Here is a 25,443-nt window from a genome sequence, read left to right as displayed (position 1 = left end):
GGCATGTCCGATCACCTGCGGGCTTGAAAAAGCCCGCAATTGCCTTCATCTTGTGTTGCAAGCCTATCGGATTTGGATCGATCGAATGACTGACACCCGCAACGGCGAGGACAACGGCAAACTGCTTTATTGCTCCTTCTGTGGCAAAAGCCAGCATGAAGTACGCAAATTGATTGCCGGCCCCTCGGTCTTCATTTGCGACGAGTGCGTCGACCTGTGCAATGACATCATCCGTGAGGAGGTGCAGGAAGCCCAGGCCGAGAGCAGCGCGCATAAGTTGCCTTCGCCCAAAGAAATCAGCGGCATCCTTGACCAGTATGTAATCGGTCAGGAGCGCGCAAAAAAGGTACTGGCCGTAGCGGTATACAACCACTACAAGCGCCTGAACCAGCGTGACAAGAAGAATGACGAGGTCGAGCTCGGCAAGAGCAACATCCTGCTGATCGGCCCGACAGGCTCGGGTAAGACCCTGCTGGCCGAGACCCTGGCCCGCTTGCTGAACGTTCCGTTCACCATCGCCGACGCAACCACCCTCACCGAGGCGGGTTATGTGGGTGAGGACGTCGAGAACATCATTCAGAAGCTGCTGCAAAAGTGCGATTACGATGTGGAAAAAGCCCAGATGGGTATTGTCTACATCGACGAAATCGACAAGATTTCCCGCAAGTCCGACAACCCGTCGATCACCCGGGACGTTTCCGGTGAAGGCGTGCAGCAGGCCTTGCTGAAGTTGATCGAAGGCACGGTTGCCTCCGTTCCGCCCCAGGGCGGTCGCAAGCATCCGCAGCAGGAGTTCCTGCAGGTCGACACCCGTAACATCCTGTTCATCTGTGGTGGTGCGTTCTCTGGCCTCGAAAAGGTCATCCAGAATCGTTCCACTCGCGGCGGCATCGGCTTCAACGCCGAAGTGCGCAGCAAGGAAGAAGGCAAGAAGGTTGGTGAATCCCTGCGTGAAGTCGAGCCTGACGATTTGGTCAAGTTCGGTCTGATCCCTGAGTTCGTCGGCCGTCTGCCGGTCCTGGCGACATTGGATGAGTTGGATGAAGCGGCGTTGATGCAGATTCTTACCGAGCCGAAGAACGCCCTGACCAAGCAATATGCCAAGCTGTTCGAAATGGAAGGTGTAGACCTGGAATTCCGTTCCGACGCGCTGAAATCCGTCGCCAAGCGTGCCCTGGAGCGTAAAACCGGTGCCCGTGGGTTGCGTTCGATTCTCGAAGGCGTATTGCTGGACACGATGTACGAGATCCCGTCGCAGTCCGACGTCAGCAAGGTCGTCATCGACGAAAGCGTCATAGAAGGCAAGTCCAAGCCACTGTATATCTACGAAAACAGTGAGCCGGCTGCCAAGGCTGCACCGGACGCGTGAGTGTCCCGCAGTTGAAATAAAAGAAGGGGCCTTCGGGCCCCTTTGCTATTAGCGCGTTTTAGACGTGTCTTAGCGCTTGTTTTTTTTGAAGGCTGCCCCCATCTTGGTTTCAAGCTTACTTCCATCTGTTTACGGCCTTATGGCCGCCGTAGAGGCGAAATCATGAAGACAACCATCGAATTGCCTCTCCTGCCATTGCGCGATGTCGTGGTGTATCCGCACATGGTTATCCCGCTGTTCGTGGGGCGCGAGAAGTCCATCGAAGCCCTTGAGGCCGCGATGACGGGTGATAAGCAGATTCTTCTGATCGCTCAGAGAAATCCTGCCGACGACGATCCCGGCGAAGACGCACTTTATCGCGTAGGTACGATTGCAACGGTCCTGCAATTGCTCAAGCTGCCCGACGGCACCGTCAAGGTCCTGGTTGAAGGCGAGCAGCGTGGGGCAGTCGAGCGTTTCAGCGAAGTGGACGGGTATTGCCGTGCCGAGGTCTCGCTGATCGACGAAGTCGATGCGCCGGAGCGTGAATCCGAGGTGTTTGTCCGCAGCCTGCTGTCGCAGTTCGAACAGTACGTGCAATTGGGCAAGAAGGTGCCTGCCGAGGTCCTGTCGTCGCTCAACAGCATCGACGAGCCCGGACGCCTGGTCGACACGATGGCGGCCCACATGGCCCTCAAGATCGAGCAGAAGCAGGAAATTCTTGAAATCATCGATTTGTCGGCCCGTGTCGAACACGTACTGGCCTTGCTCGATGGCGAGATCGACTTGCTGCAGGTCGAGAAGCGCATTCGCGGGCGCGTGAAGAAACAGATGGAGCGCAGCCAGCGCGAGTACTACCTGAACGAGCAGATGAAGGCCATTCAGAAAGAGCTCGGCGACGGCGATGAAGGTCATAACGAAATCGAAGAGCTGAAGAAGCGCATCGATGCCGCCGGCCTGCCAAAGGATGCCCTTGCCAAGGCCCAGGCCGAGCTGAACAAACTCAAGCAGATGTCGCCGATGTCGGCCGAAGCCACCGTGGTGCGTTCCTACATCGACTGGCTGGTCCAGGTGCCGTGGAAGGCCCAGAGCAAGGTTCGCCTGGACCTGGCGCGTGCCGAAGACATCCTGGATGCGGACCACTACGGTCTGGAAGAGGTCAAGGAGCGCATCCTTGAATACCTCGCCGTGCAAAAACGCGTGAAAAAGATTCGTGGCCCGGTGCTGTGCCTGGTTGGGCCTCCGGGGGTCGGTAAAACCTCCCTGGCGGAATCGATTGCCCACGCCACCAACCGCAAGTTCGTTCGGATGGCACTGGGTGGCGTGCGTGACGAGGCTGAAATTCGCGGCCATCGTCGGACGTACATCGGCTCCATGCCAGGAAGATTGATTCAAAAGATGACAAAGGTGGGCGTGCGCAACCCTCTGTTCCTCTTGGATGAAATCGACAAGATGGGCAGCGATATGCGCGGTGATCCGGCATCTGCGTTGCTCGAAGTGCTCGATCCCGAGCAGAATCACAACTTCAACGACCACTATCTGGAAGTTGATTACGACCTGTCGGACGTGATGTTCCTTTGCACCTCCAACTCGATGAATATTCCGCCAGCGTTGCTGGACCGGATGGAGGTGATTCGTCTGCCGGGCTACACCGAAGACGAGAAGATCAACATCGCCGTCAAATACCTTTCGCCGAAGCAGATCCAGGCCAATGGCCTGAAAAAGGGCGAGCTGGAATTCGACGAGGAAGCGATCCGCGACATCATTCGTTACTACACTCGCGAGGCCGGTGTACGTGGCCTGGAGCGTCAGATCGCCAAGGTCTGCCGCAAGGCGGTGAAGGAACATGCTCTGGAGAAACGCTTTGCGGTCAAGGTGACTTCGGACTCGCTGGAGCATTTCCTGGGCGTGCGCAAATTCCGCTACGGCCTGGCGGAGCAGCAGGACCAGATCGGGCAGGTGACCGGCCTGGCGTGGACGCAAGTCGGTGGCGAGCTGTTGACCATCGAAGCCGCCGTCGTACCGGGCAAGGGCCAGTTGATCAAGACCGGCTCCCTGGGGGATGTCATGGTCGAATCGATCACTGCGGCGCTGACGGTTGTTCGCAGCCGTGCTCGTAGCCTGGGCATTCCGCTGGATTTCCATGAAAAGCGCGACACCCATATCCACATGCCTGAAGGTGCGACGCCCAAGGACGGTCCGAGTGCTGGCGTAGGCATGTGCACGGCATTGGTATCGGCGCTGACCAGCATTCCGGTGCGGGCCGATGTGGCCATGACCGGGGAAATCACCCTGCGTGGCCAGGTGCTGGCGATTGGCGGCCTGAAGGAAAAACTGCTGGCGGCTCACCGTGGTGGCATCAAGATCGTGATCATTCCTGAAGAGAATGTTCGTGATCTGAAGGAAATTCCTGACAACATCAAGCAGGATCTTCAGATCAAACCGGTTAAATGGATTGACGAGGTCCTGCAAATTGCGCTGCAATACGCGCCGGAGCCCTTGCCGGATGTGGCTCCGGAGATTGTCGCGAAGGAAGAAAAGCGAGAGTCTGACTCTAAGGAAAGAATTAGCACGCATTAATACGCATTTGCCTGGGGGGCTTCCTTGACAGTTTTTTAGAGCCCTTGTTATAAAGCGGCTCTTAAGTGTCTGCAGGCCATTCAGCACTCGTTTTTGCTTTCACCAAAAAAACTTAGAATCATCTCAAAATAGATATAAGGGGACTTAGAGTGAACAAGTCGGAACTGATTGATGCTATCGCTGCATCCGCTGATATCCCGAAAGCTGCTGCTGGCCGTGCGCTGGACGCTGTAATCGAATCCGTCACTGGCGCTCTCAAGGCTGGCGACTCTGTTGTTCTGGTTGGTTTCGGTACGTTCTCCGTTACCGATCGTCCAGCTCGTGTTGGTCGCAACCCGCAGACCGGCAAGACGCTGCAGATCGCTGCTGCCAAAAAGCCAGGCTTCAAAGCTGGTAAAGCGCTGAAAGAAGCCGTTAACTAAGGTTTCATCGAGTTTATCCGGGTCGGGGTCATGCCTGGCTTGGCAGCGGAGCGGTAATGCGTCCGGTAACATCCGGGCTGTCACGCCAGGGCTCGCGGGTTCGAGCCCGGTCCGCTCCGCCAGTTACGAGAAGGCGCATCCTCGGATGCGCCTTTCTTCTATCCGGATTCTACCCACGCTCCACGGTTGCCTAAATTTGAAGTTCAACCGTTTCTGGGGGACGCATGCTGCAGAATATCAGGGACAATTCACAAGGCTGGATTGCCAAGACCATCATCGGGGTCATCGTCGCATTGATGGCGTTGACCGGTTTCGATGCCATTTTCAAAGCCACCACCAACAGTAACGAAGCGGCCAAGGTCAACGGCGAAAACATCAGCCAGAACGAGCTGAGCCAGGCGGTCGACATGCAACGCCGCCAGCTCATGCAACAGTTGGGCAAGGATTTCGACGCTTCGTTGTTGGACGAAAAAATGCTGCGCGACTCGGCGCTCAAGGGCCTGATCGATCGCAAATTGCTGTTGCAAGGTGCCCATGACGCGAAATTCGCGTTCTCCGAAGCCGCGCTGGACCAAGTGATCCTGCAAACGCCTGAGTTTCAGGTCGACGGCAAGTTCAGCCCCGAGCGTTTCGATCAAGTGATTCGCCAGTTGGGTTATGGTCGCTTGCAATTCCGCCAGATGTTGGCCCAGGAAATGCTGATCGGCCAATTGCGCGCCGGCCTGGCCGGCAGCGGCTTCGTCACCGATGCCCAGGTGCTGGCGTTCGCCCGCCTGGAAAAGCAGACGCGTGACTTCGCCACCCTGACCGTCAAGGCAGATCCATCGGCGGTGAAGTTGACCGACGACGAGGTCAAGGCTTACTACGACCAGCATGCCAAGGAATTCATGACGCCTGACCAGGTTGTCATCGATTACCTTGAATTGAAGAAAGCGTCGTTCTTCGACCAAGTCAGCGTCAACGACGAAGATTTGCAAGCGGCCTATCAGAAAGAGATCGCCAATCTGTCTGAACAACGACGGGCTGCGCATATCCTGATCGAAGTGAACGACAAGGTCACCGAAGCCCAGGCCAAGGCGAAAATCGAGGAAATCCAGGCTCGCCTGGCCAAAGGCGAATCGTTCGAGGCGTTGGCGAAGGAATACTCCCAGGACCCGGGTTCGGCAAACAATGGCGGTGACCTGGGTTATGCCGGGCCAGGTGTCTACGACCCCGAGTTTGAAAAGGCGCTGTACGCCTTGAACAAGGATCAGGTATCGGCGCCGGTGCGAACCGATTTCGGCTTGCACCTGATCAAGCTGCTGGGCGTGGAAGCACCTGAGGTTCCGACCTTTGCGAGCCTGAAGGACAAGCTCACTCGCGAATTGAAGACCCAGCAGGTGGAGCAACGCTTCGTTGAAGCGACCAAGCAATTGGAAGATGCGTCGTTCGAAGCTTCGGACCTCGCCCAACCGGCCCAGGACCTGAAGCTGACCGTGCATACGTCGGCGCCGTTCGGTCGTGAAGGCGGTGAAGGGATTGCGGCCAACCGCGCCGTAGTCACTGCTGCGTTCAGCCCGGAAGTCCTGGAGGAGGGCGCCAACAGCACCGCCATCGAACTGGACCCGGAAACGGTCGTGGTGCTGCGTGCCAAGGAGCACCGCAAGCCTGAGCAAATGCCGCTGGAAAGCGTGGCCGGTCCTATCCGCGCCCAGTTGGCCAAGGAGCACGCCAGCGCGGCAGCCAAGACTCGCGCCGACGAGCTGATCGCCAGCCTGCGTGATGGCAAGGCTGCGTTGGACAAGCCCGTCAATGGCCAAGGCTGGAAAGCCGTCGAAGCGGCTACCCGTGGCCAGGAGGGTGTTGACCCTGCCGTGTTGCAGGCGTTGTTCCGCATGCCCAAGCCTGAGTCGAAGGACAAGCCGACGTTTGCCAGCGTGACCTTGGCTGACGGCAGCGTGACGGTGTTGCGCTTGAACGGCGTAAACGAAGCGGCGGCACCGACCGAGGCAGAAAAAGCCGAGTATCGCCGCTACCTGGCGTCCCGTGTCGGCCAGCAGGACTTCGCGGCTTATCGCAAGCAGTTGGAAAGCCAGGCAGACATCAAGCGTTTCTGATGGTCTGAAGGTTTTGCTTGTCAGGACCCCGGCCGAAAGGTCGGGGTCTTTTTGTATCTGTGTATTGCTACGGATAGGGATGTTTCGTCGATTCGTCGAGTTTTGTCTTTTTCCTGTCGAGAAGCCCCCGTAGACTTGTAAGCCCTTTGAGACATGATTAGCCAAGCTGCCCGGCAGCGTTCTGTTGCACAATACGCGCCGGACTGTTTTCCCCAGGATGTTCAATGTTCAGATCATTTCAAATGCGCACCGTTGGGCTGGCATTGCTGCTGGTCGTCGCTACCGGTTGTTCCTCCAAGAAGGCGGCCATCTACGAGCACGAGAACTTTGATGATTCGGGCACGTTCTCGCGCACTTATCCGGTGACTGATGTGGCGACCTGTGAGGCGGGCCGTCGGGCATTGCTCAGCCAGGGATACATCATCACCAGCAGCGATCCGAAGCTGGTCAGCGGTCACAAGAGTTTCCAGCAGACCGGTGACACCCACATGGAGATCAGTTTCAATCTGGTCTGCGCCGAGGACGGCGGCCCCGGACATCGCGCGACCATATTCGCCAATGCCCTGCAGGACCGTTATGCCCTGAAGAAAATCAATAACTCCGCCAGCCTGGGCGTGGGGGTATTGGGGTCTGTGTCGATGCCGATTGGCTCTTCGGATGATTCGATGGTCAAGGTGGCCAGCGAAACCGTGTCGGCAGCCAAGTTCTACGAGCGTTTCTTTACGTTGGTGGAACTCTTCCTGCCTCCGGAAGCAAAAAAAGCCGTCGAGACCGGCGACAAACCGAAAACCGAGCTAGGCGTTCCCGAGCCCAAGGCCGAACCGGCTGCATTGGCTCCCCCTTCAGCCCCTCAGCCGGCGGCGCTGCAGGCACCCGAACCGACGCCAGCCCCTGCACCTGCGACGCCGGTCGAACCCGCCCCCGCTGTGTCGGAGCCGGTCGCACCACCGGTCGAACCCGCGCCGATTGCCCCCAGCGAGCCCGAGTCCTCTGCACCTTCGTCGACGGAAACCATTACGCCGCCACCGGCCAGTTCCCTGCCGGCGCCGACCGAGCCCATCCAGCCGCTTCCTGCGTCCTGAGTCGATGTAGGGAGGGAGGTAATCCCTTGCTACATCTGCCGGCTTTAAATTCCCGATGCTGTGCTACGTTTAATTCATGAGGCCTCGGCTTCATGTTTTGTTCATAAAGCAGCCTTATGCTGACTCCAGGCCTTCAGGCACTGGTTCAACGAATTGGGAAGGACACGCAATGGATGACTATCAGGAAGAGCTGCTGGAATATCAGGCGTATGAGCTGGATCCGTTGGAGCCCGCCGAAGACGCGACGGAGCTGTAGGTAGGCCAGGTAGCTGCCGCGGTATGCGTCAAAGAGCGACGCTCAAGCGCCCTTGCGACTGCGACGAAACTCTCCCGGCGTCTGGTTGTTCCAGCGCTTGAAAGCACGCTGAAACGCCTCGGCTGAGGCAAACCCGAGCAGGTAGGCGATTTCGCCGAAGGCCAGTTCCGTGTCGCGAATGTACGTCATGGCCAGGTCTCGGCGGGTGTCGTTGAGAATGGCCCTGTATTGCGTACCTTCTTCAGCCAGCTTGCGACGCAACGTCCAGGTCGGCAACTTCAGGCGCATGGCCACTTCTTCGAGATCCGGCTCCCGTCCGCCATTGAGCAACGGTCCCAGCAATTGGATGATGCGCTCACGCAAGCTGCGGGTTCGTGTCAGTTGCTCCAATTCCCGCTCACATAATTGAACCAGATGGTGCCAGGTGCTTGGGCAATGCTGGCGGTTGCGCTGGGCAAGATTGTCCAGGCCCAGGCGCAGTTGGTTCTGTTCGGCGCCGAACTGGATCGGGCACTCGCCTAAAACACGATAGGCCTCCAGGTACTCCGGCTCCTGGAATTCGATTTCGATACGTTCAGCCCGCAGCGGGACGTCGCTTATGCTGGACAGCTGTTGGAGCCAGCCGGCGATGATCGAATCCACGACAAAGCGGTTATAGGCGTTATACGGACTGATGGAATAGAACCGTAGCCAAGCACCTCTGGCATCCTCGTGGAAACTCGATTGCCCACGGTAGTTGGAACCGTACAGGGGTTCGAAGCGGATCATGCAGCGTGCGGCTTCGCGCACGGTAGGTGCTTGCGCCGCGGTGACGCCGGCCAGCCCGGCCTGGCTCAAGCGGCTGAGCTGGCCCATGCGCAGGCCCAGGGCCGGATCCCGGGTCAGTTGGATCGCGGCATGACCCAGGCGCATGTAGCGCGGAATCGACAGGCGAGCCCCGGGTTCGGCCAGGCGCGCCGCATCGAGGCCGTACTGTTCAAGCAGTGGCAGAGGATCCTGCCCATGGCTGGCCACTGCATCAGCGAGGCTGTGGACGAAACCTACGGACAGGTCGCCCAGGCGCATCGGTTGCGGCTTCATGTTCACAGCCACAGGTTGAGCAGGCGTGCGCCACGGGCTTCGCCGTCGGCGAATTGCTGGCCGTCGTGGCTGATGAAACTCTGGCCGGCGCTGCCGCTGTCCCAGAATTGCCCGCGCAAGAACACGCTGACGCCGCCACGCGCCTGGCTGACCGGCAATTGGCTGGTCAATGTCAGGCGTCGCCAGGCCTGGCCTTCGTTCACTTCACCTGGCTTGAGGCTCACTTCGCTCGGGGTGGTCAGGCCTTTATAGCCGTTCCAGGGTTTGTTCCAGGCATCGCGACCGACGACGAAGGCCGGTACGGCGATCAGTTGCGCGCCTTGTTCGTTGAGTTGCCGATAGTGCAGCGGGTACCAACTGTCGGTACCGATCAGCACGCCCAGGCGTCCAGCGGGCGTTTCTATCACATGCGTGGCGTCTGGCTGTTCGGCCTGCAGCACGTCCTGCTGGTCAAAGGCCGGATAGCGTTGACGCTGGGGCTGACCGATGGGGCGGCCGTCGCGGCCGAACACCAGGCTGCTGTTGTACAGGGCGCCGCGCCCGACGGTCAGTTCGCCTTCATTGACGCTGGGCTCGGGCAGGACGATGGAACCGGCCACCAGCGTCACGTTGAATTCCCTGGCGAGCCCGCCGAACAGGATTTGATAGTCGCGGGCCATGGCGCCTGCCTTCATGCGCAGGTACGCATCGTCCAGGCGGTTGTCGCCCTGGGCGCCGGCCAGTGCGCGAAGGAACGCCAACGGGTTGCTGAGCGCCAGCCAATGCATGGCTTGTTTCAGGGTCGGTGCCTGGTACACCTCATCTTTTTCACCGCTGACCATCAACCAGGTGCCGATGTGCTCGGGCAGGACCACGATGGTCTTGTCGTTGAGAAAGCCTTGGTCGCGAGCGGTTTGCAGGTAGGCCGCGAGCTTTCGATGCAGGCGTTCGGGGCTCTGGTAGTCGGTGGGGAATAATTCAGGCTGGATACCCAGCAGGTTGCCTCGATCGGCGGGGGTGCCTTGGTCGACCGCCAGGTTGATCCGCAGATCCGACAGGTAGTGGCCCATCGGGCGGTCTGCTGTCCACGAGGCGTAGGTGATCAGGACGGCCAACAACGCCAGGGAGAACAGCAGGTACAGAAATTTGCGCATGAGAACAGTCGGTCGCCGCGTACAGGATCGTGATTTTTCATCAAGAGTCACTTGGCAGGGTACGGAAAACAATGGATTAGCGAAAGGGTGTCCACCGGACATCGGCCTAGTGACTCTTGGCCTTCCTGATGCGAAGCATGATCAGCAGCATGATCAACAATACCGGCGGCGCCATGCCCAGTAGCGCGTCACGGGCAGACAGATTCGCCCCCAGCGTATGCAGCCCGCTATAGACCAGTTTGAACAGGTTGATCAGGTAGTAGGTGATGGCGATGATGGATAAACCTTCCACGGCACGTTGAATCTTGATTTGTGCGTCAGCGCGGGCGTTGAGGCTGCGCAGGATTTCCGCGTTCTGGTCCTCCATCTCGACCTGTACACGGGCTTGCAGCAGGTCGCCCAGGTTGGCAACGCTCATGGCCAGCTGTTCAAGACGCTGTTCGGTGGCGGCGCAATACCGCACCGTCGGTTTGAAGCGCCGCTCGATGAACACGCCCAATCGCTGACAGTCACCCAGGTGGCTTTCCCGCAACTCGCCCAGGCGTTCGAAGACCAGTTGCGCATAGGCTCGGGTAGCGCTGAACCGGTGGCGATTCTTGACCGTACTGCTGACGACCTGGCGGGACAGTTGGGTGATATCTTCCAGCAAGGCCTTGGCATGCACACCGCTGGCGTTTGCATTGCGCTCGGAAAGCGCCACGAGGGTGCGATCGAATTCATTCAGTTGCGGGTCCAGTGCCTTGGCGGTGCTCAGCGACAACGACGCCATCATGCGATAGGTTTCGATTTCCAACAGCCGCCGGATCATCCGTCCCTGGCGGTAGGCATTGAGTTTTCGATTGATGAACAGCAAGCGATTGGTACCGTCCTCGGTCAGTCGAAAGTCGCTCCAGACCACGGCATCGCCGCCGCCGACGCTGGAGCCGCACGGGTCCTTGAAGCCGTAGCTGGCCAGATCGAGTTCTGCTTCGCCGCGCACCAGCACCTGAACGGCGTTGATGATGTGCTCGCGGTGTTCTTCGATGCCCCGCGCCAGGCACTCGGGCAACGCGGCCCACTGCAGCGCATGGCTGCCCGCCGCTACGACCAGGGTCAGGGTGAAGAATTCGGTGTGGCGCTCCCACTTCAGAGGATGCCCGTCCAGCCGGGTGATGCCCTGTGCGGCCTCGCTCGCCACCGTGTCGGGGCACAACTGCCCGAGCAGCTTTTCGCATCGGACGTTGTCACCCAGCAAGGCCAAGTGAAAGACGTGGGCCGGTTCGTCGAAATACAGTGACGGGCGGGCGTGCAATTCGTTGTGCAGCTCTTTTCGTTGGGGATGCATGCGAGGCGACCGTGTGGTTGGCGTTATTGTTGGGTAGAGCACCTGCCAGCTTCCATAGGACTCGCGCTCTTTGCCGCAAGTCACGACCATCGCCCGACGTCGCTGCGCATTTGGATCATTAACTTGTCAGTTACGGTCATTGAGCGCCTGCACCCCGGCTCTTACGCTGTCGAGCAAGACGATGGAGGCCGAAGAGCTTCCGCATTTCCCGTGATCGCCCGAAGTGGAGTTACCGATGACCGCCCCTCATTACCCGCATTTGCTGGCCCCGCTGGACCTCGGCTTTACCACGTTGCGCAACCGAACCCTGATGGGGTCGATGCACACCGGTCTCGAGGAGAAGCCGGGTGGCTTCGAGCGCATGGCGGCGTATTTCGCCGAGCGCGCCCGCGGCGGCGTGGGCCTGATGGTGACCGGCGGGATCGGGCCTAACGATGAAGGTGGCGTTTATTCCGGCGCGGCCAAGCTGACCACCGAGGAAGAAGCCCTCAAGCACCAGATCGTCACCCGGGCGGTGCATGAAGCCGGTGGCAAGATCTGCATGCAGATTCTTCACGCCGGCCGCTATGCCTATAGCCCCAAGCAGGTGGCACCGAGCGCGATCCAGGCGCCGATCAACCCGTTCAAGCCCAAGGAACTGGACGAAGAGGGGATCGAGAAACAGATCAGCGATTTCGTCACCTGTTCGGTGCTGGCCCAGAAGGCCGAGTACGACGGTGTCGAGATCATGGGCTCGGAAGGCTATTTCATTAACCAGTTCCTTGCGGCCCACACCAACCACCGGACCGACCGCTGGGGCGGCAGCTATGAAAACCGCATGCGCCTGCCGGTGGAAATCGTGCGCCGCGTACGCGAGGCGGTCGGCCCCAATTTCATCATCATCTTCCGCCTGTCGATGCTCGACCTCGTGGAAGGCGGCAGCACTTGGGATGAGATCGTTCAATTGGCCCAGGCCATCGAACAGGCCGGTGCTACGATCATCAACACCGGTATCGGTTGGCACGAGGCGCGGATTCCCACCATCGCCACCAAGGTGCCGCGGGCAGCGTTCAGTAAAGTCACCGCCAAGCTGCGTGGCTCGGTGGGCATTCCGCTGATTACCACCAACCGTATCAACACGCCTGACGTGGCCGAGCGGATCCTGGCGGAAGGCGATGCCGACATGGTGTCCATGGCGCGGCCCTTCCTTGCGGACCCGGAATTCGTCAACAAGGCCGCCGCAGGCCGGGCGGACGAGATCAATACTTGCATCGGCTGCAACCAGGCCTGCCTGGACCATACGTTTGGCGGCAAGCTCACCAGTTGCCTGGTGAATCCGCGGGCGTGCCATGAGACTGAGCTCAATTACCTGCCGGTCACCCAGGTGAAGAAAATCGCCGTGGTCGGCGCCGGTCCTGCCGGGTTGTCCGCGGCTACCGTGGCGGCCGAGCGGGGGCATCAGGTGACTTTGTTCGATGCCGCCAGCGAAATAGGCGGTCAGTTCAATGTCGCCAAGCGTGTGCCGGGCAAGGAAGAGTTCTTTGAAACCCTGCGCTACTTCAAGCGCAAGTTGCAGACCACCCACGTCGAGCTGTGCCTCGATTCCCGCGTCGATGTGGCGCAGTTGGTGGCGGGCGGTTACGACGAAATCATCCTGGCGACCGGCATTGCGCCGCGTGTACCGGCGATCCCGGGTGTGGAACATCCCAAGGTGCTGAGTTATCTGGACGTGATCCTCGAACGCAAGCCGGTTGGCCGCAGTGTCGCGGTGATTGGTGCCGGCGGGATTGGCTTTGACGTGTCGGAATTCCTGGTCCATCAAGGCGTTGCGACCAGTCAGGACCGCGAGGCGTTCTGGAAGGAATGGGGGATCGACACCCACCTCCAGGCGCGTGGCGGTGTCGCCGGGATCAAGGCAGAGCCCCATGCTCCGGCGCGCCAGGTGTTCCTGTTGCAGCGCAAGAAGTCCAAGGTCGGCGATGGCCTGGGCAAGACCACCGGCTGGATTCATCGCACCGGCTTGAAGAACAAGCAGGTGCAGATGCTCAACAGCGTCGAATACCTGAAGATCGACGATGAGGGCCTGCACATTCGCATTGGCGAGACGGGCGAGCCGCAAGTGCTATCGGTGGACAACATCGTCATCTGCGCCGGGCAGGATCCGCTGCGCGAATTGCAGGAAGGCCTGGAAGCGGCTGGGCAGACTGTCCATCTCATCGGCGGTGCCGATGTGGCGGCGGAACTGGACGCCAAGCGTGCCATCGACCAGGGTTCGCGACTCGCGGCGCAGTTGTAAGGCGCGAAGCCTGTAGACGTCTGGATCTCCTCTGGGAGCCTGCTCGCGAAAGGCAGTGTCACAGTCAATGAAGATATTGAGTGTGCTGGCTTCTTCGCGAGCAGGGTCGCTCCCACAGGTTCTATAGGATCAGAGGGGCTATTTCCCTTCTACCGTATTGGCCAGAAAAGCCTCGACCAGCGAGTCGAGCAACGCCTCATCAAAGATCATGCTTCTATGGCGCAACGGCGAATGCACCGAGCATTGCAGCTCACCCCTCAGGCTGTGTTCCATCAGCAGGGCTTCGCAGAATGCCAATTCCTCGGCGGTTTTCTCCGCCCGTGTCCACCAGCAACTGGGCCGTACCCGAATCGGCTTGAAGCTGAACCCCTCAAACGCCTCCAGCAACCGATCATGCACCGAGAACGCCTGGGCGTTCATGACCTCTTCCTTGACGCTCTGCACGATCGACAACAGGTCGCCTCGCCCAGGCTCGATCTGGCCGGCCGCCCACTCATGGAAGGCCTTGACCGAACTGTCCGGTCGCTCCTGTCGATAAGCCGCCGTGCGCTCCGTCAGCGAAGGGAACAGCAGGTCGAAGTATTCAATGGCATCAAGCAGATCCTGGGAGGCGGCATCGTCTTTTCCGTTACCCGCCAAATGCCGATGACGCGGCAAGCCTGAGGGATACAAACGTTCCGGAATGGTGCTGTCCACCAACCCCAGAAAACCAACGGTGTGCCCCTGGCTTTCCAGCATCGCCGCGATGTCGAGCGCGATCGTCCCGCCCAAGGACCAGCCCATCAAGTAATAGGGACCTTGCGGTTGGGCGGCGACGATTTCCTTGCTGTAGTCGGCGATCATCTCGCGCCAGGCCTCGGGGCCTGCATGGGGTTCGCTGAAGCCGCGGTGCATGACGCCGACAGTGCGTGCCCGCTTTTGCAGTTTGCGCGCCAGCGGTTGATAGCAAAACACGATGCCACCGCTGGGGTGCAGGCAAAACAGCTGCGGTGCGCTCGCGGGGGCGTTGTTCAGGGCGACGAGGCACTGCGTCTGCTCACGGTGTTTCTGCGAGATGAACAGCGCCAGCTCGGCGATGCTCGGGTTGGCCAGCAGTTCTTGCAGACGCACGGTGATGTTCAGGTTTGCCTTGATCCTGGCGATCAGCTCGATCGCCAGGATCGAATGCCCGCCCAGTTCAAAGAAGCTGTCGCTGATACCCACGCGTTCGACCTTGAGGGATTGCTGCCAGAGTTGCGCCAAGGCTTCCTCCAACTGCGTACGGGGCGCCACGTAGTTCGTATGCCGGAGCGCGGCATCGGGTTCGGGCAAGGCCTTGCGGTCGAGCTTGCCATTGGCATTGAGCGGCAGGTGATCGATGAACAGCAGATGGCTGGGCACCATGTAGTCCGGCAATTGCGCCTTGAGCGCGGCCAGCAGGTTTTCGCGCAACTCGGCCGTGGTCGGTTGTGTCGGAATGACGTAGGCGACCAATTGCAGGCCACCCGGGCCGTCGTGGGTCAGCACCACACCATCACCCACACCCGGCAGCATTTGCAGGCGCGCCTGGATCTCGCCCAGTTCAATGCGGAAGCCGCGGATCTTGACCTGATGATCCAGGCGCCCGATGTACTCGATGCTGCCGTCGCTGAGGTAGCGGGCCAGGTCCCCGGTGCGGTACAGGCGTCCACCCGGCAGCGGGTCGAACGGGTCGGGAATGAAACGGCTGGCGGTGAGATCGGCGCGCTGGTGATAACCACGGGCCAGGCCGGCTCGGCCGATATACAGCTCACCGACGCAACCCTTGGGCACCGGGTTCAGGTGCGCATCGAGCAGATACCAGGACAGATCGACGATGGGCTCGCCGATGGGGCTGGCGGCCTCGCCGTGCAAGTCCGCCATCGACAGTGGCCGCCAGGTGACATGAACGGTGGTTTCGGTGATGCCATACATGTTGATCAACTGCGGTGACTGGTCACCGAAACGTTCGAACCAAGGGCGCAGGCTCTGCACATCGATCGCTTCGCCACCAAAAATAATCTGGCGCAATTGATGGACGAGGGGCTGCCGAGGTTCGCAGGCAACTCGCAGCAATGACTTGAACGCCGACGGCGTCTGGTTGAGCACCGTGACCTTCTCCTGGCACAGCAGCGCGTAGAAATCCTCGGGCGAACGGCTCACGGCGTGGGGCACGATGACCAACCGAGCACCGTGCAGCAGCGCACCGAAGATCTCCCACACGGAAAAGTCGAAGGCGTAGGAGTGAAACAGGCACCACACGTCCTGCCGGTCGAAACCGAACCACTGTTCGGTGGCCCGAAACAGCCGGCTGACGTTGTGGTGCGCGAGCAGGGCGCCCTTGGGTTTGCCGGTTGAACCAGAGGTGTAGATCACGTATGCCAGATTGTCCGGATCCATGGGCACATCGGGATTGTGCTCAGGCCAGGCGTTATCGGCCTCGTTCGAATCCAGCAACAGGCAGTCGATGCCTGCCGACAACGCCAATGACTCAAACAGGTGGGCCTGGGTCAGGATCTGCCGGACGCCGCTGTCCTGGATCATGTAGGCCAGGCGGTCGGCCGGGTAGGCCGGGTCCAGCGGTACGTAGGCACCACCGGCCTTGAGAATCGCCAGCAGGCCGATGATCATCTGCGGCGTGCGCTCGACGGCGATGCCCACCAGCACGTCGGGGCCAACGCCTTGCTCGATCAGCCGATGGGCCAGTCGGTTGGCGTGGCGGTTGAGGTCGGCATAGCTCATGTGCTGCCCGTCGAACGTCAGGGCGATCGCCTCACCTGTGTGGGCGGCATGGGTTTCGATTATCCGGTGCAGGCAGTTTTCGCTGTGCAGTCGGGTGGGTTGGCGGTTCCAGTCGGTCAGGGTCAGCCGGCGTTCATCGGCGCTCAACAATTGCAGTTCGCCCACAGGGCAGTCGGGCGCCTCGATCAGGCCTCGCAACAGATTCTGCCAATGCTCGGCCATACGCTCGATGGTGGTCGTGCAGTACAGGTCACGGCTGTACTCGAACGTCGCGACTATCTGCTGCTGTGAATAGTCGACGTCCAGCGACACATCGAATTTGGCCTGGCCTTCACCGGTGTCGAGGAATTCCAACGTCAACAGATCCGGGCTTGGCAGCGACGCCGCCTGTGACCCGGTGCGCCAGTTGAACAAGACCTGGAACAGCGGGTTGGCGCCCAATTGATCGAGGATCAATTCCAGCGGGTAATCGGCATGCTCCAGCGCAGCGAGGGATTGCTCGCGAAGTGCCCGTAAGAAATCCAACGCGCTGCGGGTCGAGTCGATCCGCGCCCGATACACCTGGCTGCTGACGAAAAAACCCACCAGATCCTGGCTTTCATGGCTGTTGCGGTTGGCGTTGGGGACGCCGACGGTGAAATCGTCCTGGCGGCTGTAGCGGGACAGCAGCAATTGCCAGGCGCCCAGCGCCACCACGAAGGGCGTCAGCCCCTGGCGTTGGCAAAAAACCTCCAGCGATTGCGCCAACGACGGACCCAGCGATACGTGTACGCGACCGGCCCGGTGTTGCTGGCTCGCGCTGCGCGGGAAATCCTGGGGCAGTTCCAGCGTGGGCAAGTCACGGCCCAGGTACTGGCTCCAGTATTCGCCGCTGCGTCGGCAGGCAGCGCTGTGCAGATAGTCGCCGCGCTGGTGGGTCGCGTAGTCGGCGTATTGCATCGGCAACGGTGGCAACGCAGACCGATCACCCAGCAGTGCCCGGCCATACGCCTGGGTCATGTCGTGCATCAGGATCGTGTTGGACCAGGCATCGGAAACGATGTGATGCATGTTCAGCAGCAGCACATGTTCGGTATGGCTCAATCGGAGCAAGGTCGCCCGCATCAGTGGCGCCTGGGTGAGATCGAACGGTTGCCGGGCGTGTTGCTCGATGTGCTGCGAGAGCGCCGGCTGATCGAGCTCGGTGAGGTCTTCGCGATGCAGGGTCAGGCAGGCGCTGCGCTCGACCACCTGGGTGGCGGCACCGTCGATTTCGATGAACGCGGTGCGCAGGATGTCGTGTCGGTCGATCACCCGATTCAGCGCGTCTTCCAAGGCATCGGCATTCAGTTCGCCGGTCAGGCGCAAGGCCCGGGGCAGGTTGTAGGCCGAGCGGGTCGGATCTCGCTGTTGTTCCAGCCACAGGCGTTGCTGGGCGAAAGACAGGGGCGCGCGGTCCAGCCTGCCGCGGCTGGCCAGGGCGTGCCTGTCGTCGGCGACCTCATCGAGCAGCAGCGCCAGCAGATCATCATCTAGCAGTTCGTTCATGGTGTTCTCGCGGTAAACGGCATTGGCGTCGGGCAGGTTCAGGCGAAGGCTGCCGTGGCCTTTTCACTGACCACCCGGCCGGCCTGCATCCGCACCAGTTGATCGGCGATGTCGAAGTAACGGTCGTCGTGGGAAATCACGATGATGGTTTTGCCCAGGGCCTTCAGCTCCGGCAGCAACTCGGTGTAGAACACCCGCCGGAACACCGGGTCCTGGTCGGCGGCCCATTCGTCGAAGACCAGCACCGGGCGTTCTTCCAGCCAGGCGTTAAGCAGCGCCAAGCGTTTGCGCTGGCCGGTGGAGAGATCGGTGGTGCTGAACGCACCGTCGCGAATGCAGACCTTATGGCCGATCTCCAGGCGATCGAGGTAGCGGTTGGCGTCCCCGGGTACCTGCTGGTCGCCCTGCACCAGTTCATCGAACAGGTAGTAGTCGGCAAAGATCGTGGTGAACAGCTGGCGATAATCGTCACGTCCCGCCGCCGATACCGGCTTGCCGTCCAGGAGGATTTCGCCTCCCTGGGGCGCATAGAGGCCCAGCAGCAATTTGATCAGCGTGGTCTTGCCGCCGCCGTTCTCGCCGACGATGAACACGATGTCGCCTTGGGCGATGGACAGGTTGACCGGTCCGAGGGCGAAGGCCTGGCTGCCGTCGACCGCTGGGAAGGCGTAATGCACGTCACGCAATTCAAGCTGCTGGATCGTCGACTTGGGCACGCTCTTGTCGTTGAGCAGCAGGTGCGGCTCCGGCGAGGAAAACTGCTCGGCCAGTTCCGCAATGCGCTTGAACGCGATGTTGGCGCGGCTGATCACCGGCAGCGTCATGACCAGGTATTCCAGCGGCCCCTTCATGTACAACAACACCAGCACGAAACCGCTGAGCACCGCTTTGTCGGTGCCCAGCCACAGCGATTGCAGGGCCAGGACCAGGCCGATGACCACGAAGAACAGCATCGAGCCGAAGGTCTTGGCGACCACGAAAGTGTTGACCGCACGGATGTTGGTGTCGCAGATCTGCTCGGCGGTGGCTTCGATGCGCTGGCTGAACATGCGTTGGCGGCGTGGGCGGTGGATGCGCAGTTCCTTGGCGCCCGCAGCGATTGCGCTGTAGTGTTTTTGCAGCGCATCTTCAGCCTCGCGGGCCGCTTCGAACCCCCGAATCCCACGGGCCCGCGCCACGTACTGGATAACCGTGCCGATCACCAGCGCCACCAGCAGCAGCGCAAACATCGGCAACGACAGGTAGGCCAGGTAGCCCAGGCAACCGAGGGTGACGGTAAAGGCAATCGCCAGTGGCGCGAAGGAAAACGCGAAGCTGCTGACCGTGTTGACGTCGTGGGTCAGGATCGGGATGAGCCGATGGCTGCGGAAACGCTCGATCTGCTCGATGGGCGCCAGCAAGACTTTCTGGCCGAGGGATTTGCGCAGGCTGGCGATGATGTTCTGGCCGACGTGGTTGGTGCCGATGTCCGACAGGATCGAGGTCAGCAGCGCCGCCACGCACAGGCCGGCGAAGGTCATCAGGACTTGGGGCGTCGGCACGGCATCGGCGTTCAGCGCGTCGTTGATGGTTGCCAGCAGGGCGGTGATGCTCAGCCCGCCGAGCATGCCCAGGAGGATGGAGCCTGCGACAATCAGCCGGAAGGGTTTGAGCAGGATGAACAGCTCGGTGATCACCCCGCGTTTTGGTTGGCTCATGGAGGTTTCCCTGCTAGATGAAAAGGTCGAAGGCCATCGCGGGCTTTCACCGCAAGGGCTGGAGGACAGCGGCACGCCGGTTGGGGCGGGCCCACCTATGGAACGATTGGAGGGGAAGGGGATTTAACGCGGAACCATCTAACCCACATCATTTGTGGCGAGGGGATTTATCCCCGCTGGGCTGCAAAGCAGCCCCCAAGCAGGCAACACCGATCAGTCCGAGATCACGCGGCGATTTCATTGGGGCTGCTTCGCAGCCCAGCGGGGATAAATCCCCTCGCCACAGGGCCACCATGTCCAAAGAGGTATTTGGGTGGACCTGCCGATCTACATATCCCGAGCCACCCGAAACCCCAGCCAGTCACCACGGGCATCGGAAAACACCGCATTGCGGTTGCCCGAACGGGAAAATACCGGCGCTTCGCCCCAGTCGTTGCCACGGATGCGTCGCACCTTGCAGTTGCCCGTCAGCGCGGTGCTGCCGTCGCTTGGCGCATCGGTGTAGTTTTCGTTGAAACAATCGGCCGTCCATTCATAGATGTTGCCGTGCATGTCATACACGCCAAAGGCGTTGGGCGCGAAGCTGCCGGCCGGGGCGGTGAAGTTGTAGCCATCGGCGGCGCCGTAGGTGTTGGCATGTCGGGCGATGCTGTAGTCCTTGCCCTCGTCGAACGGGAAGGGGAACGGGCCGCTACTGCCGCCACGCGCGGCGTATTCGCGCAGGGATTCGCTGACCAATCGGTACGGCTTGCCGGTCTTTTTCGACAGCCACGCCACGTAGGCGTTGGCCTCTTCGAAATTCATGCACACCGCCGGGTGCCGGTCGGTGTACTGCTTGCGCGGGTCGCTGCCCTGATAGTCCGGAACCCCGGCCTGGCACGCGCGTCCGGGGCGCTTGTCGCCATCGGGCATCACGTAGCCGGTATCGCGCAGGTAGGCGAACCATTCACCCTTGAGCACTTGGAAGCGACTGATCGCCAACGGCTTGGCAAACGTCACCGGGTGCATCGGACCCTCGTCGGGCTCGCGGCCGACCTCGTTTTCCGGGGTGCCCATCTGGAAGGTGCCGGTGGGCAGCACGACCATTTCCGGGCAGTCCTTGCAGTCGCGGAACACCTGGCCCGGCTGCGAGGCCTGGGCGCTGGAGGGCAACAGTGCGGTGAGGGCCAATGCCGGAAGCGTCTTCAATAAAAATCGGTTCATCAATTGCTCTCGATCAGTCATCAGAGTGTTTTGCCCAACAGCGCCGTGAAGCGATCGATCTCGGCTTCAGTGTTGAGCAGCCCCAGCGCGGTGCGGACCACCGGCCCGGCATCGCGGTGCACGGCATCGGCGACCACTCGGTTGTGCATCAGGTAGGCGGCGATCTCATCGCTCTTGCGATCCTTGACCCGGAAGAAAGTGAAGCCGGCCGACAGCTCGGGGCTCAGCGGCGTCACCAGCTCGATCTGCGGCAGCGCGAGCAGGTGTTTTTTCAGGTAACTGTTGAGCGCATGAATACGCGCCTGGACCTCGGCCTTGCCCAGTTGCAGGTGCAGCTTGAACGCTTCGTCCGCCGCCCAGCGATGCTCGAAGGCGTGGTAACCGCCCGGGGTCATGGTGGTGGAAAACGTCGTGGCTTCGGAGAAGGTCGGAATGATCGGTGTGACGTACTTGACCTCTTCGCTGCGGCTGCACACCACGCCGGTGCCCCGTGGGCCGAACATCCATTTGTGGGTGTCGGCGATGAAGAAATCGCAATTCATCTCCGGGAAACTCAAATCCTCCACGCCGAAACCGTGCACGCCATCCACCACATAGACGATGCGCTGTTCATCGCTGCGGCCCTGGTTGTGCTGGTCCACCAGGGCGCCGATCTTGCCGATGGGCAACTTCACGCCGCTGCCCGAATGCACCCAGGTCATGCCGAGCACGCGGGTCTCGGGGCGGATGTTGCGGTCGATGGCCGTGAGGATTTCCGCCTCGCTGGCGCCGTGGGCGTTCTCGAACAGCTTGATCTTGCGCACCCGTGTTCCGTCCCGTTGCTTGCGCAGGTCGAGGATGGTGTGGGTGGCGTAATGTTCGTGGGCGGTGGTGAGGATTTCCTGGTCGGGTCGCACATGGACGCCGCCATAGATCATCGACAGGCCTTCGGTGGTGCTGCCGGTGAGGGCGATCTGCTTGGGGTTCGCTTGCAGGTAGCGACCGGCCCAGGTCCGCACGTTTTCTTCGCGCGCTTCGGTGACGCCCAAGTCCCAGTCCATCAACAGCCCGGGGTTTTTATCCAGGGCGGCGCGGTGCCGCTCGATGGCCTCGCGCACCGGGCGCGGGTGGGTGGTGACCAGGAAGTTGGAAAAGTGCAGGTAGTCCGGGTCCTGGTTGAACAGCGAGCGCAGCTGCGCCCATTTGTCCTTGGGCAGCGGTGGCATTGGATCGGCGCTGGCCGTGGCGGGCAGGCTGGCGGGCAATGACAGACCGGCGGCAAGGACCCCGGCTTGCTTGAGAAAGATCCGGCGTTCGTTCATGGCTGGGCGGCCTTCTGCGCCGAGGCAATAGCGGGGCTTGCGGCTTTCTGCACCTGGTCCCAGACCCGCAGGAAGTTGCCGCCCCACAGCTTGGCGATGTCGCCCTCGGAGTAGCCACGGGTCAGCAGCTCGGCGGTGACGTTGCGGATGTCGCCGACGTTCTCCCAGCCCTTCACGCCGCCACCTTCGTTGAAGTCCGAACTGATGCCGACGTGATCGATGCCGATCTTGCGCACGGCATAGTCGATGGCATCGCCCAAATCCTTGAGGCTGGCCTTGGGTTCCTCTTCGAGAATGCCGTAGAGCTGGCCGGCGTATTCGCCGAATTTCTGTTCCGGCCACGCGGCGATGATCGGGTCGCCCGGCATCAGCGCCATCGCCAGATTAGGCAGCGGCGGCAGGTCGAAGCGTTCGCGCAGGGCGTTGAGTCTGTCCTGGGTCTTTTGCGTCAATGGGCGCAGGTATTGGGAGAATCCCACGATCTGCACCACGCCGCCACTGGCCTTGATCAGCTGCATTTCCTTGTCGCTGAGGTTGCGCGGGATGTCCACCATGGCCCGTGGCGCGGAATGGGAGGCCACCAAGGGCGTGCGGCTCAGTTGCGCGACTTGCTCCAGGGCCTGGGTCGACATCTGCGACACATCGATAATCACACCCAGGTCGTTCAGGCGTGTCACCGCTTGCTTGCCGATGTCCGACAGGCCGCCGAGGGCGTCGGGCGAGTCGTTGAAGAATGGCAGCGGGCGCGAGGAGTCGGCCCAGTCGTTGTTGCCGATGTAGCTGAAGCCGAACATGCGCATGCCTCGCGCCGTCCACAGGTCCAGCAGGCTCAGGTCGTGGCCGAGGGGATAGGCGTTGAGCATGCTGATGAAAATCGCGAACTTGCCTTCGCCGTGCAGGCGGCGGAAATCGTCCGGGGTGTAGGCGATGGCGGCCTGGTTGGGAAAGTCCCGGACCATGCCGGTGATGATCTTGTAGCGCACCTCTTGTTGGTTGCGCGCTTCCTCGACGAATCCGGCGGTGGGCTTGTGTGGCGCATTGGGCCCGTTCCACAACTCGGGCCAGCCGAAGATCGTCAATGCGGCACCGGAGAGGTGGCCGCGATTGGCTTTCACCAGGTCGAACTGGCCCTTGCCGTCTTTGTCCGCTTCGTTGCTGAGCGGTGCCAAAATCCAGCGGCACGGTGATGTGGCTGTCGAAGGACAGCAGCCGTTCGTGCAGTTCCCGAGCTTCTTTCATGACCTTGACCGGGTAGCCGGGGTTGTCCCGCCACCAATGATCCCAGGCCGCGAGCCCGCCACCGACAACCAGCGCCAGGGCCAGGGGCACGCCGGTGAAAAGAGCCTTTCTAGAACGTGGTGTTGTCATTGCCGATCTCAGTCTGGTTCGCCTTGGAAGGACAGGCGCGGGGGCCTTTGCTATCTGGGGGGAACGAGTGATCGGGCGGGAAATTTAGGTGTTCTCGAGACCGCCATCGCGAGCAAGCTCGCTCCCACATTTGGAATGCGCTCACCTGTGGGAGCGAGCTTGCTCGCGATGAGGCCCTCACAGTCTCTATAAATTTGTCAGGACGCCCATCGTTCTAGCTTGGATAAAGCCCACCCCAGGGCGAACACAGGTAAGGCAATGACGATTTCTCGACGATGGTTCATGGCAGGCCTGGCGCTGACCGGTGCCGCCGTGCCTGCGGTGTATTACGGGCATCGCGAACTGACCCGGCCGGACCCGACCATCACCCCCGGCGAGGCTTCCTTCGATGTGGCGGACGTCGCCGGACAGCGTCGGGCAAACACGCTGCGGGGCGTCTGGACGATCCGTTTCAGCGGGCGCGATGCCGGCCTCGACGGCTTGCCGAACGACAACCTGGAAGTCTTCCTCGACATCGCCCACAAGGGCCGTGGCCTGGTGGGTTGCGTCGATACCGCCGAACGCCTGCGCGCTGGGGATGAGCCGCGTTATCGAGTGCTGGGCGACCTGGCTGGCAGCGACCCGAAGCAATTGAGCTGGCGCTTGATCGCTGCCAGGCATGACGCGCCGGACTACGAATTCATCATGACCCTCGACGAAGTCTGGGCCGGTTTCGGCAATGCCGGCACGGCGACCCTCAGCGGCCGGGTGTTGCGGTTGGATCGCCCGTTGGCATTGCCGGAACTCGACAATCAATTCGTCGCCGTCAAACAGCGATTCCCCGAAGCCCGGGAACGGACACCGCTGAGCCCGAAGCTGCTGGCCTGGCTGGTGTCGCCCGAGCACCGGCTGTTCCACCAACTCTGGCATGCCTCGCGAGACAAATGGCACACCCTCGACGAAGACAAGCGCGACGCCCTGCGCGGCATCGGCTGGCAACCCGGGCCGCGAGACAACGAGCGTGACGCCCGTGGGCCGCGCAAGGATCGCAACGGCTCGGGGGTGGATTTCTTTTTCATGCACCGGCATATGCTCGGCACCGCGCGTTCTTTCCAACCGCTGCCGTCATGGCCACGTTTCCCATTGCCGCAACCGGAGCTGGAGCGTGATCGCCTGGGCTTTGCCCGGTATTTCGACAACATCGACGGGACTGCACTGCCACCGACCTGGCTGGCCCGTGGCGACGAGCAATACGCCCAGTGGGTCAGCGACATCAAGACCGCCGAGACCTACCACAGCAATTTCCAGGTATGGGAATCCCGTTATCGCGATCTGCGTTATCTATCGAAACTGACCTTGGGCCAGTTCGGTTCGGAAGTGGAATTGGGCCTGCATGACTGGCTGCACATGCGCTGGGCCTCGGTGCCGCGAGATCCTTCCAACGGCCATCCGGTGCCGTTCGCCCGTGATCAGGCCGACTTCGCCCAGCGCTGGTTCGAACCGGAAAACGACTTTCTCGGCGATCCGTTTTCCTCCCATGTGAACCCGGTGTTCTGGGCCTTCCACGGCTGGATCGACGACCGCCTCGAAGACTGGTTCCGTGCCCACGAACGTTTTCATCCTGGCGAAGTGAGCCGGCTCGAAGTCAACGGCGTGCCCTGGTTCGCCCCGGGCCGCTGGGTGGAAATCGCCGACCCGTGGCTGGGCCCGGACACCCAAGGCTGCAGCACCACGCCGGGGTTGCAGGTTGGGCATTCGGTGGAGATGGATCCGGAAACCATGAAACTGGCGTTGCGCATTACGTTTGGCAGCGATGACGACAAGCTGGCGCAACTGTTCCGCCGCGTGCCGCAGAGGCCTTGGTATGCGCGGAATCTCAAGGCCAGGCCGGTGTGAGCCCAGGCTCGAACTGACAGAGCCTGGTGCTGTGCGCAATGACTGCTTTTGTGGCGAGGGAGCTTGCTCCCGCTCGGCCGGGCTGGCGCTCCAGTGCGCAGCGACCGCAAGATTATGGGGCTGCTGCGCCCGAGACG

The 25,443-nt window shown here is 61.1% G+C and carries 14 protein-coding genes and 1 pseudogene; 7 read left to right on the top strand and 8 right to left on the bottom strand.

From position 1 onward, the window contains the following. Positions 1-85 precede the first annotated feature (85 nt). The 5 genes from clpX (at position 86) to AB4N42_RS22010 (ending at position 7,528) form a co-directional block, all read left to right on the top strand. Positions 86-1,369 (top strand): ATP-dependent Clp protease ATP-binding subunit ClpX, encoded by a 1,284-nt coding sequence (gene clpX / locus AB4N42_RS22030; RefSeq protein WP_030140022.1) that lies wholly within the window; start codon positions 86-88, stop codon positions 1,367-1,369. A 162-nt stretch (positions 1,370-1,531) separates the two neighbouring features. Beyond that, complete coding sequence (gene lon / locus AB4N42_RS22025) at positions 1,532-3,928, top strand: endopeptidase La (RefSeq protein ID WP_460115350.1); 2,397 nt, start codon at positions 1,532-1,534, stop codon at positions 3,926-3,928. Positions 3,929-4,077: 149 nt separating this feature from the next. Continuing rightward, entirely contained in the window at positions 4,078-4,350 is a 273-nt protein-coding gene (locus AB4N42_RS22020) for an HU family DNA-binding protein (protein ID WP_008077714.1), read from the top strand. Positions 4,351-4,574: 224 nt separating this feature from the next. Beyond that, positions 4,575-6,446 (top strand): SurA N-terminal domain-containing protein, encoded by a 1,872-nt coding sequence (locus AB4N42_RS22015; RefSeq protein WP_460115349.1) that lies wholly within the window; start codon positions 4,575-4,577, stop codon positions 6,444-6,446. A gap of 224 nt (positions 6,447-6,670) precedes the next feature. Beyond that, positions 6,671-7,528, top strand: a complete 858-nt coding sequence (locus tag AB4N42_RS22010; RefSeq protein ID WP_460115348.1) for a DUF2242 domain-containing protein — start codon at positions 6,671-6,673, stop codon at positions 7,526-7,528. A 298-nt stretch (positions 7,529-7,826) separates the two neighbouring features. Here the strand turns inward: AB4N42_RS22010 and AB4N42_RS22005 are convergent, their stop codons facing one another. The 3 genes from AB4N42_RS22005 to AB4N42_RS21995 form a co-directional block, all read right to left on the bottom strand. Continuing rightward, a complete protein-coding gene (locus AB4N42_RS22005) occupies positions 7,827-8,864 on the bottom strand; it encodes an AraC family transcriptional regulator (protein ID WP_460115345.1) in 1,038 nt (345 codons plus the stop codon). Positions 8,865-8,866: 2 nt separating this feature from the next. Then, a complete protein-coding gene (locus AB4N42_RS22000) occupies positions 8,867-9,997 on the bottom strand; it encodes a carbon-nitrogen hydrolase family protein (protein WP_460115343.1) in 1,131 nt (376 codons plus the stop codon). Between the two features lie 106 nt (positions 9,998-10,103). Next, the gene (locus tag AB4N42_RS21995) at positions 10,104-11,321 is read right to left on the bottom strand and encodes a DUF3422 domain-containing protein (protein ID WP_460115342.1); all 1,218 of its coding nucleotides are present in this window, start codon (positions 11,319-11,321) and stop codon (positions 10,104-10,106) included. A 235-nt stretch (positions 11,322-11,556) separates the two neighbouring features. On the opposite strand from AB4N42_RS21995, the gene AB4N42_RS21990 reads away from it, so the two are divergent. Beyond that, positions 11,557-13,596 carry an oxidoreductase gene (locus AB4N42_RS21990; protein ID WP_460115341.1) on the top strand — a complete coding sequence of 680 codons (2,040 nt, stop codon included), beginning with the start codon at positions 11,557-11,559 and terminating at the stop codon, positions 13,594-13,596. 138 nt (positions 13,597-13,734) lie between these two features. On the opposite strand, the gene AB4N42_RS21985 is transcribed toward AB4N42_RS21990, so the two are convergent. The 5 genes and pseudogenes from AB4N42_RS21985 to pvdM all read right to left on the bottom strand — a co-directional run bounded on the left by AB4N42_RS21985 (position 13,735) and on the right by pvdM (position 23,431). Continuing rightward, positions 13,735-17,862, bottom strand: coding sequence for an amino acid adenylation domain-containing protein (locus AB4N42_RS21985; protein WP_460115340.1), 4,128 nt, complete (start codon positions 17,860-17,862; stop codon positions 13,735-13,737). Positions 17,863-17,900: 38 nt separating this feature from the next. Then, a complete protein-coding gene (locus AB4N42_RS21980) occupies positions 17,901-19,559 on the bottom strand; it encodes a cyclic peptide export ABC transporter (protein ID WP_460115339.1) in 1,659 nt (552 codons plus the stop codon). A 327-nt stretch (positions 19,560-19,886) separates the two neighbouring features. After that, a complete protein-coding gene (gene pvdO, locus AB4N42_RS21975; RefSeq protein ID WP_030140032.1) occupies positions 19,887-20,762 on the bottom strand; it encodes a dihydropyoverdine dehydrogenase in 876 nt (291 codons plus the stop codon). Between the two features lie 20 nt (positions 20,763-20,782). Continuing rightward, positions 20,783-22,063, bottom strand: a complete 1,281-nt coding sequence (pvdN, locus tag AB4N42_RS21970; RefSeq protein ID WP_460115338.1) for a pyoverdine-tailoring periplasmic protein PvdN — start codon at positions 22,061-22,063, stop codon at positions 20,783-20,785. Beyond that, positions 22,060-23,431: pseudogene (pvdM, locus tag AB4N42_RS21965) on the bottom strand (pyoverdine-tailoring dipeptidase-like protein PvdM). The gene pvdN and the pseudogene pvdM overlap by 4 nt, the downstream one beginning before the upstream one ends. A gap of 258 nt (positions 23,432-23,689) precedes the next feature. On the opposite strand from pvdM, the gene pvdP reads away from it, so the two are divergent. Further along, positions 23,690-25,306: a pyoverdine maturation tyrosinase PvdP gene (gene pvdP / locus AB4N42_RS21960; RefSeq protein WP_460115337.1), complete on the top strand. Its 1,617-nt coding sequence runs from the start codon at positions 23,690-23,692 to the stop codon at positions 25,304-25,306. Positions 25,307-25,443 lie beyond the last annotated feature (137 nt).

The sequence above is a fragment of the Pseudomonas sp. H2_D02 genome, from assembly GCF_054677635.1.
Note: the sequence above shows the minus strand (reverse complement) of the source record. Positions and strands in the feature narration are given on the sequence as shown.

What these genes read in the sequence shown, in the direction of transcription:
- AB4N42_RS21990 (WP_460115341.1), top strand. Translation starts at nt 11,557, where the DNA reads ATGACCGCCCCTCATTACCCGCATTTGCTGGCCCCGCTGGACCTCGGC.
- clpX (WP_030140022.1), top strand. Translation starts at nt 86, where the DNA reads ATGACTGACACCCGCAACGGCGAGGACAACGGCAAACTGCTTTATTGC.
- AB4N42_RS21980 (WP_460115339.1), bottom strand. Translation starts at nt 19,559, where the DNA reads ATGAGCCAACCAAAACGCGGGGTGATCACCGAGCTGTTCATCCTGCTC.
- AB4N42_RS22010 (WP_460115348.1), top strand. Translation starts at nt 6,671, where the DNA reads ATGTTCAGATCATTTCAAATGCGCACCGTTGGGCTGGCATTGCTGCTG.
- AB4N42_RS22005 (WP_460115345.1), bottom strand. Translation starts at nt 8,864, where the DNA reads ATGAAGCCGCAACCGATGCGCCTGGGCGACCTGTCCGTAGGTTTCGTC.
- AB4N42_RS22015 (WP_460115349.1), top strand. Translation starts at nt 4,575, where the DNA reads ATGCTGCAGAATATCAGGGACAATTCACAAGGCTGGATTGCCAAGACC.
- pvdP (WP_460115337.1), top strand. Translation starts at nt 23,690, where the DNA reads ATGACGATTTCTCGACGATGGTTCATGGCAGGCCTGGCGCTGACCGGT.
- pvdN (WP_460115338.1), bottom strand. Translation starts at nt 22,063, where the DNA reads ATGAACGAACGCCGGATCTTTCTCAAGCAAGCCGGGGTCCTTGCCGCC.
- pvdO (WP_030140032.1), bottom strand. Translation starts at nt 20,762, where the DNA reads ATGAACCGATTTTTATTGAAGACGCTTCCGGCATTGGCCCTCACCGCA.
- AB4N42_RS21995 (WP_460115342.1), bottom strand. Translation starts at nt 11,321, where the DNA reads ATGCATCCCCAACGAAAAGAGCTGCACAACGAATTGCACGCCCGCCCG.
- AB4N42_RS21985 (WP_460115340.1), bottom strand. Translation starts at nt 17,862, where the DNA reads ATGAACGAACTGCTAGATGATGATCTGCTGGCGCTGCTGCTCGATGAG.
- AB4N42_RS22000 (WP_460115343.1), bottom strand. Translation starts at nt 9,997, where the DNA reads ATGCGCAAATTTCTGTACCTGCTGTTCTCCCTGGCGTTGTTGGCCGTC.
- lon (WP_460115350.1), top strand. Translation starts at nt 1,532, where the DNA reads ATGAAGACAACCATCGAATTGCCTCTCCTGCCATTGCGCGATGTCGTG.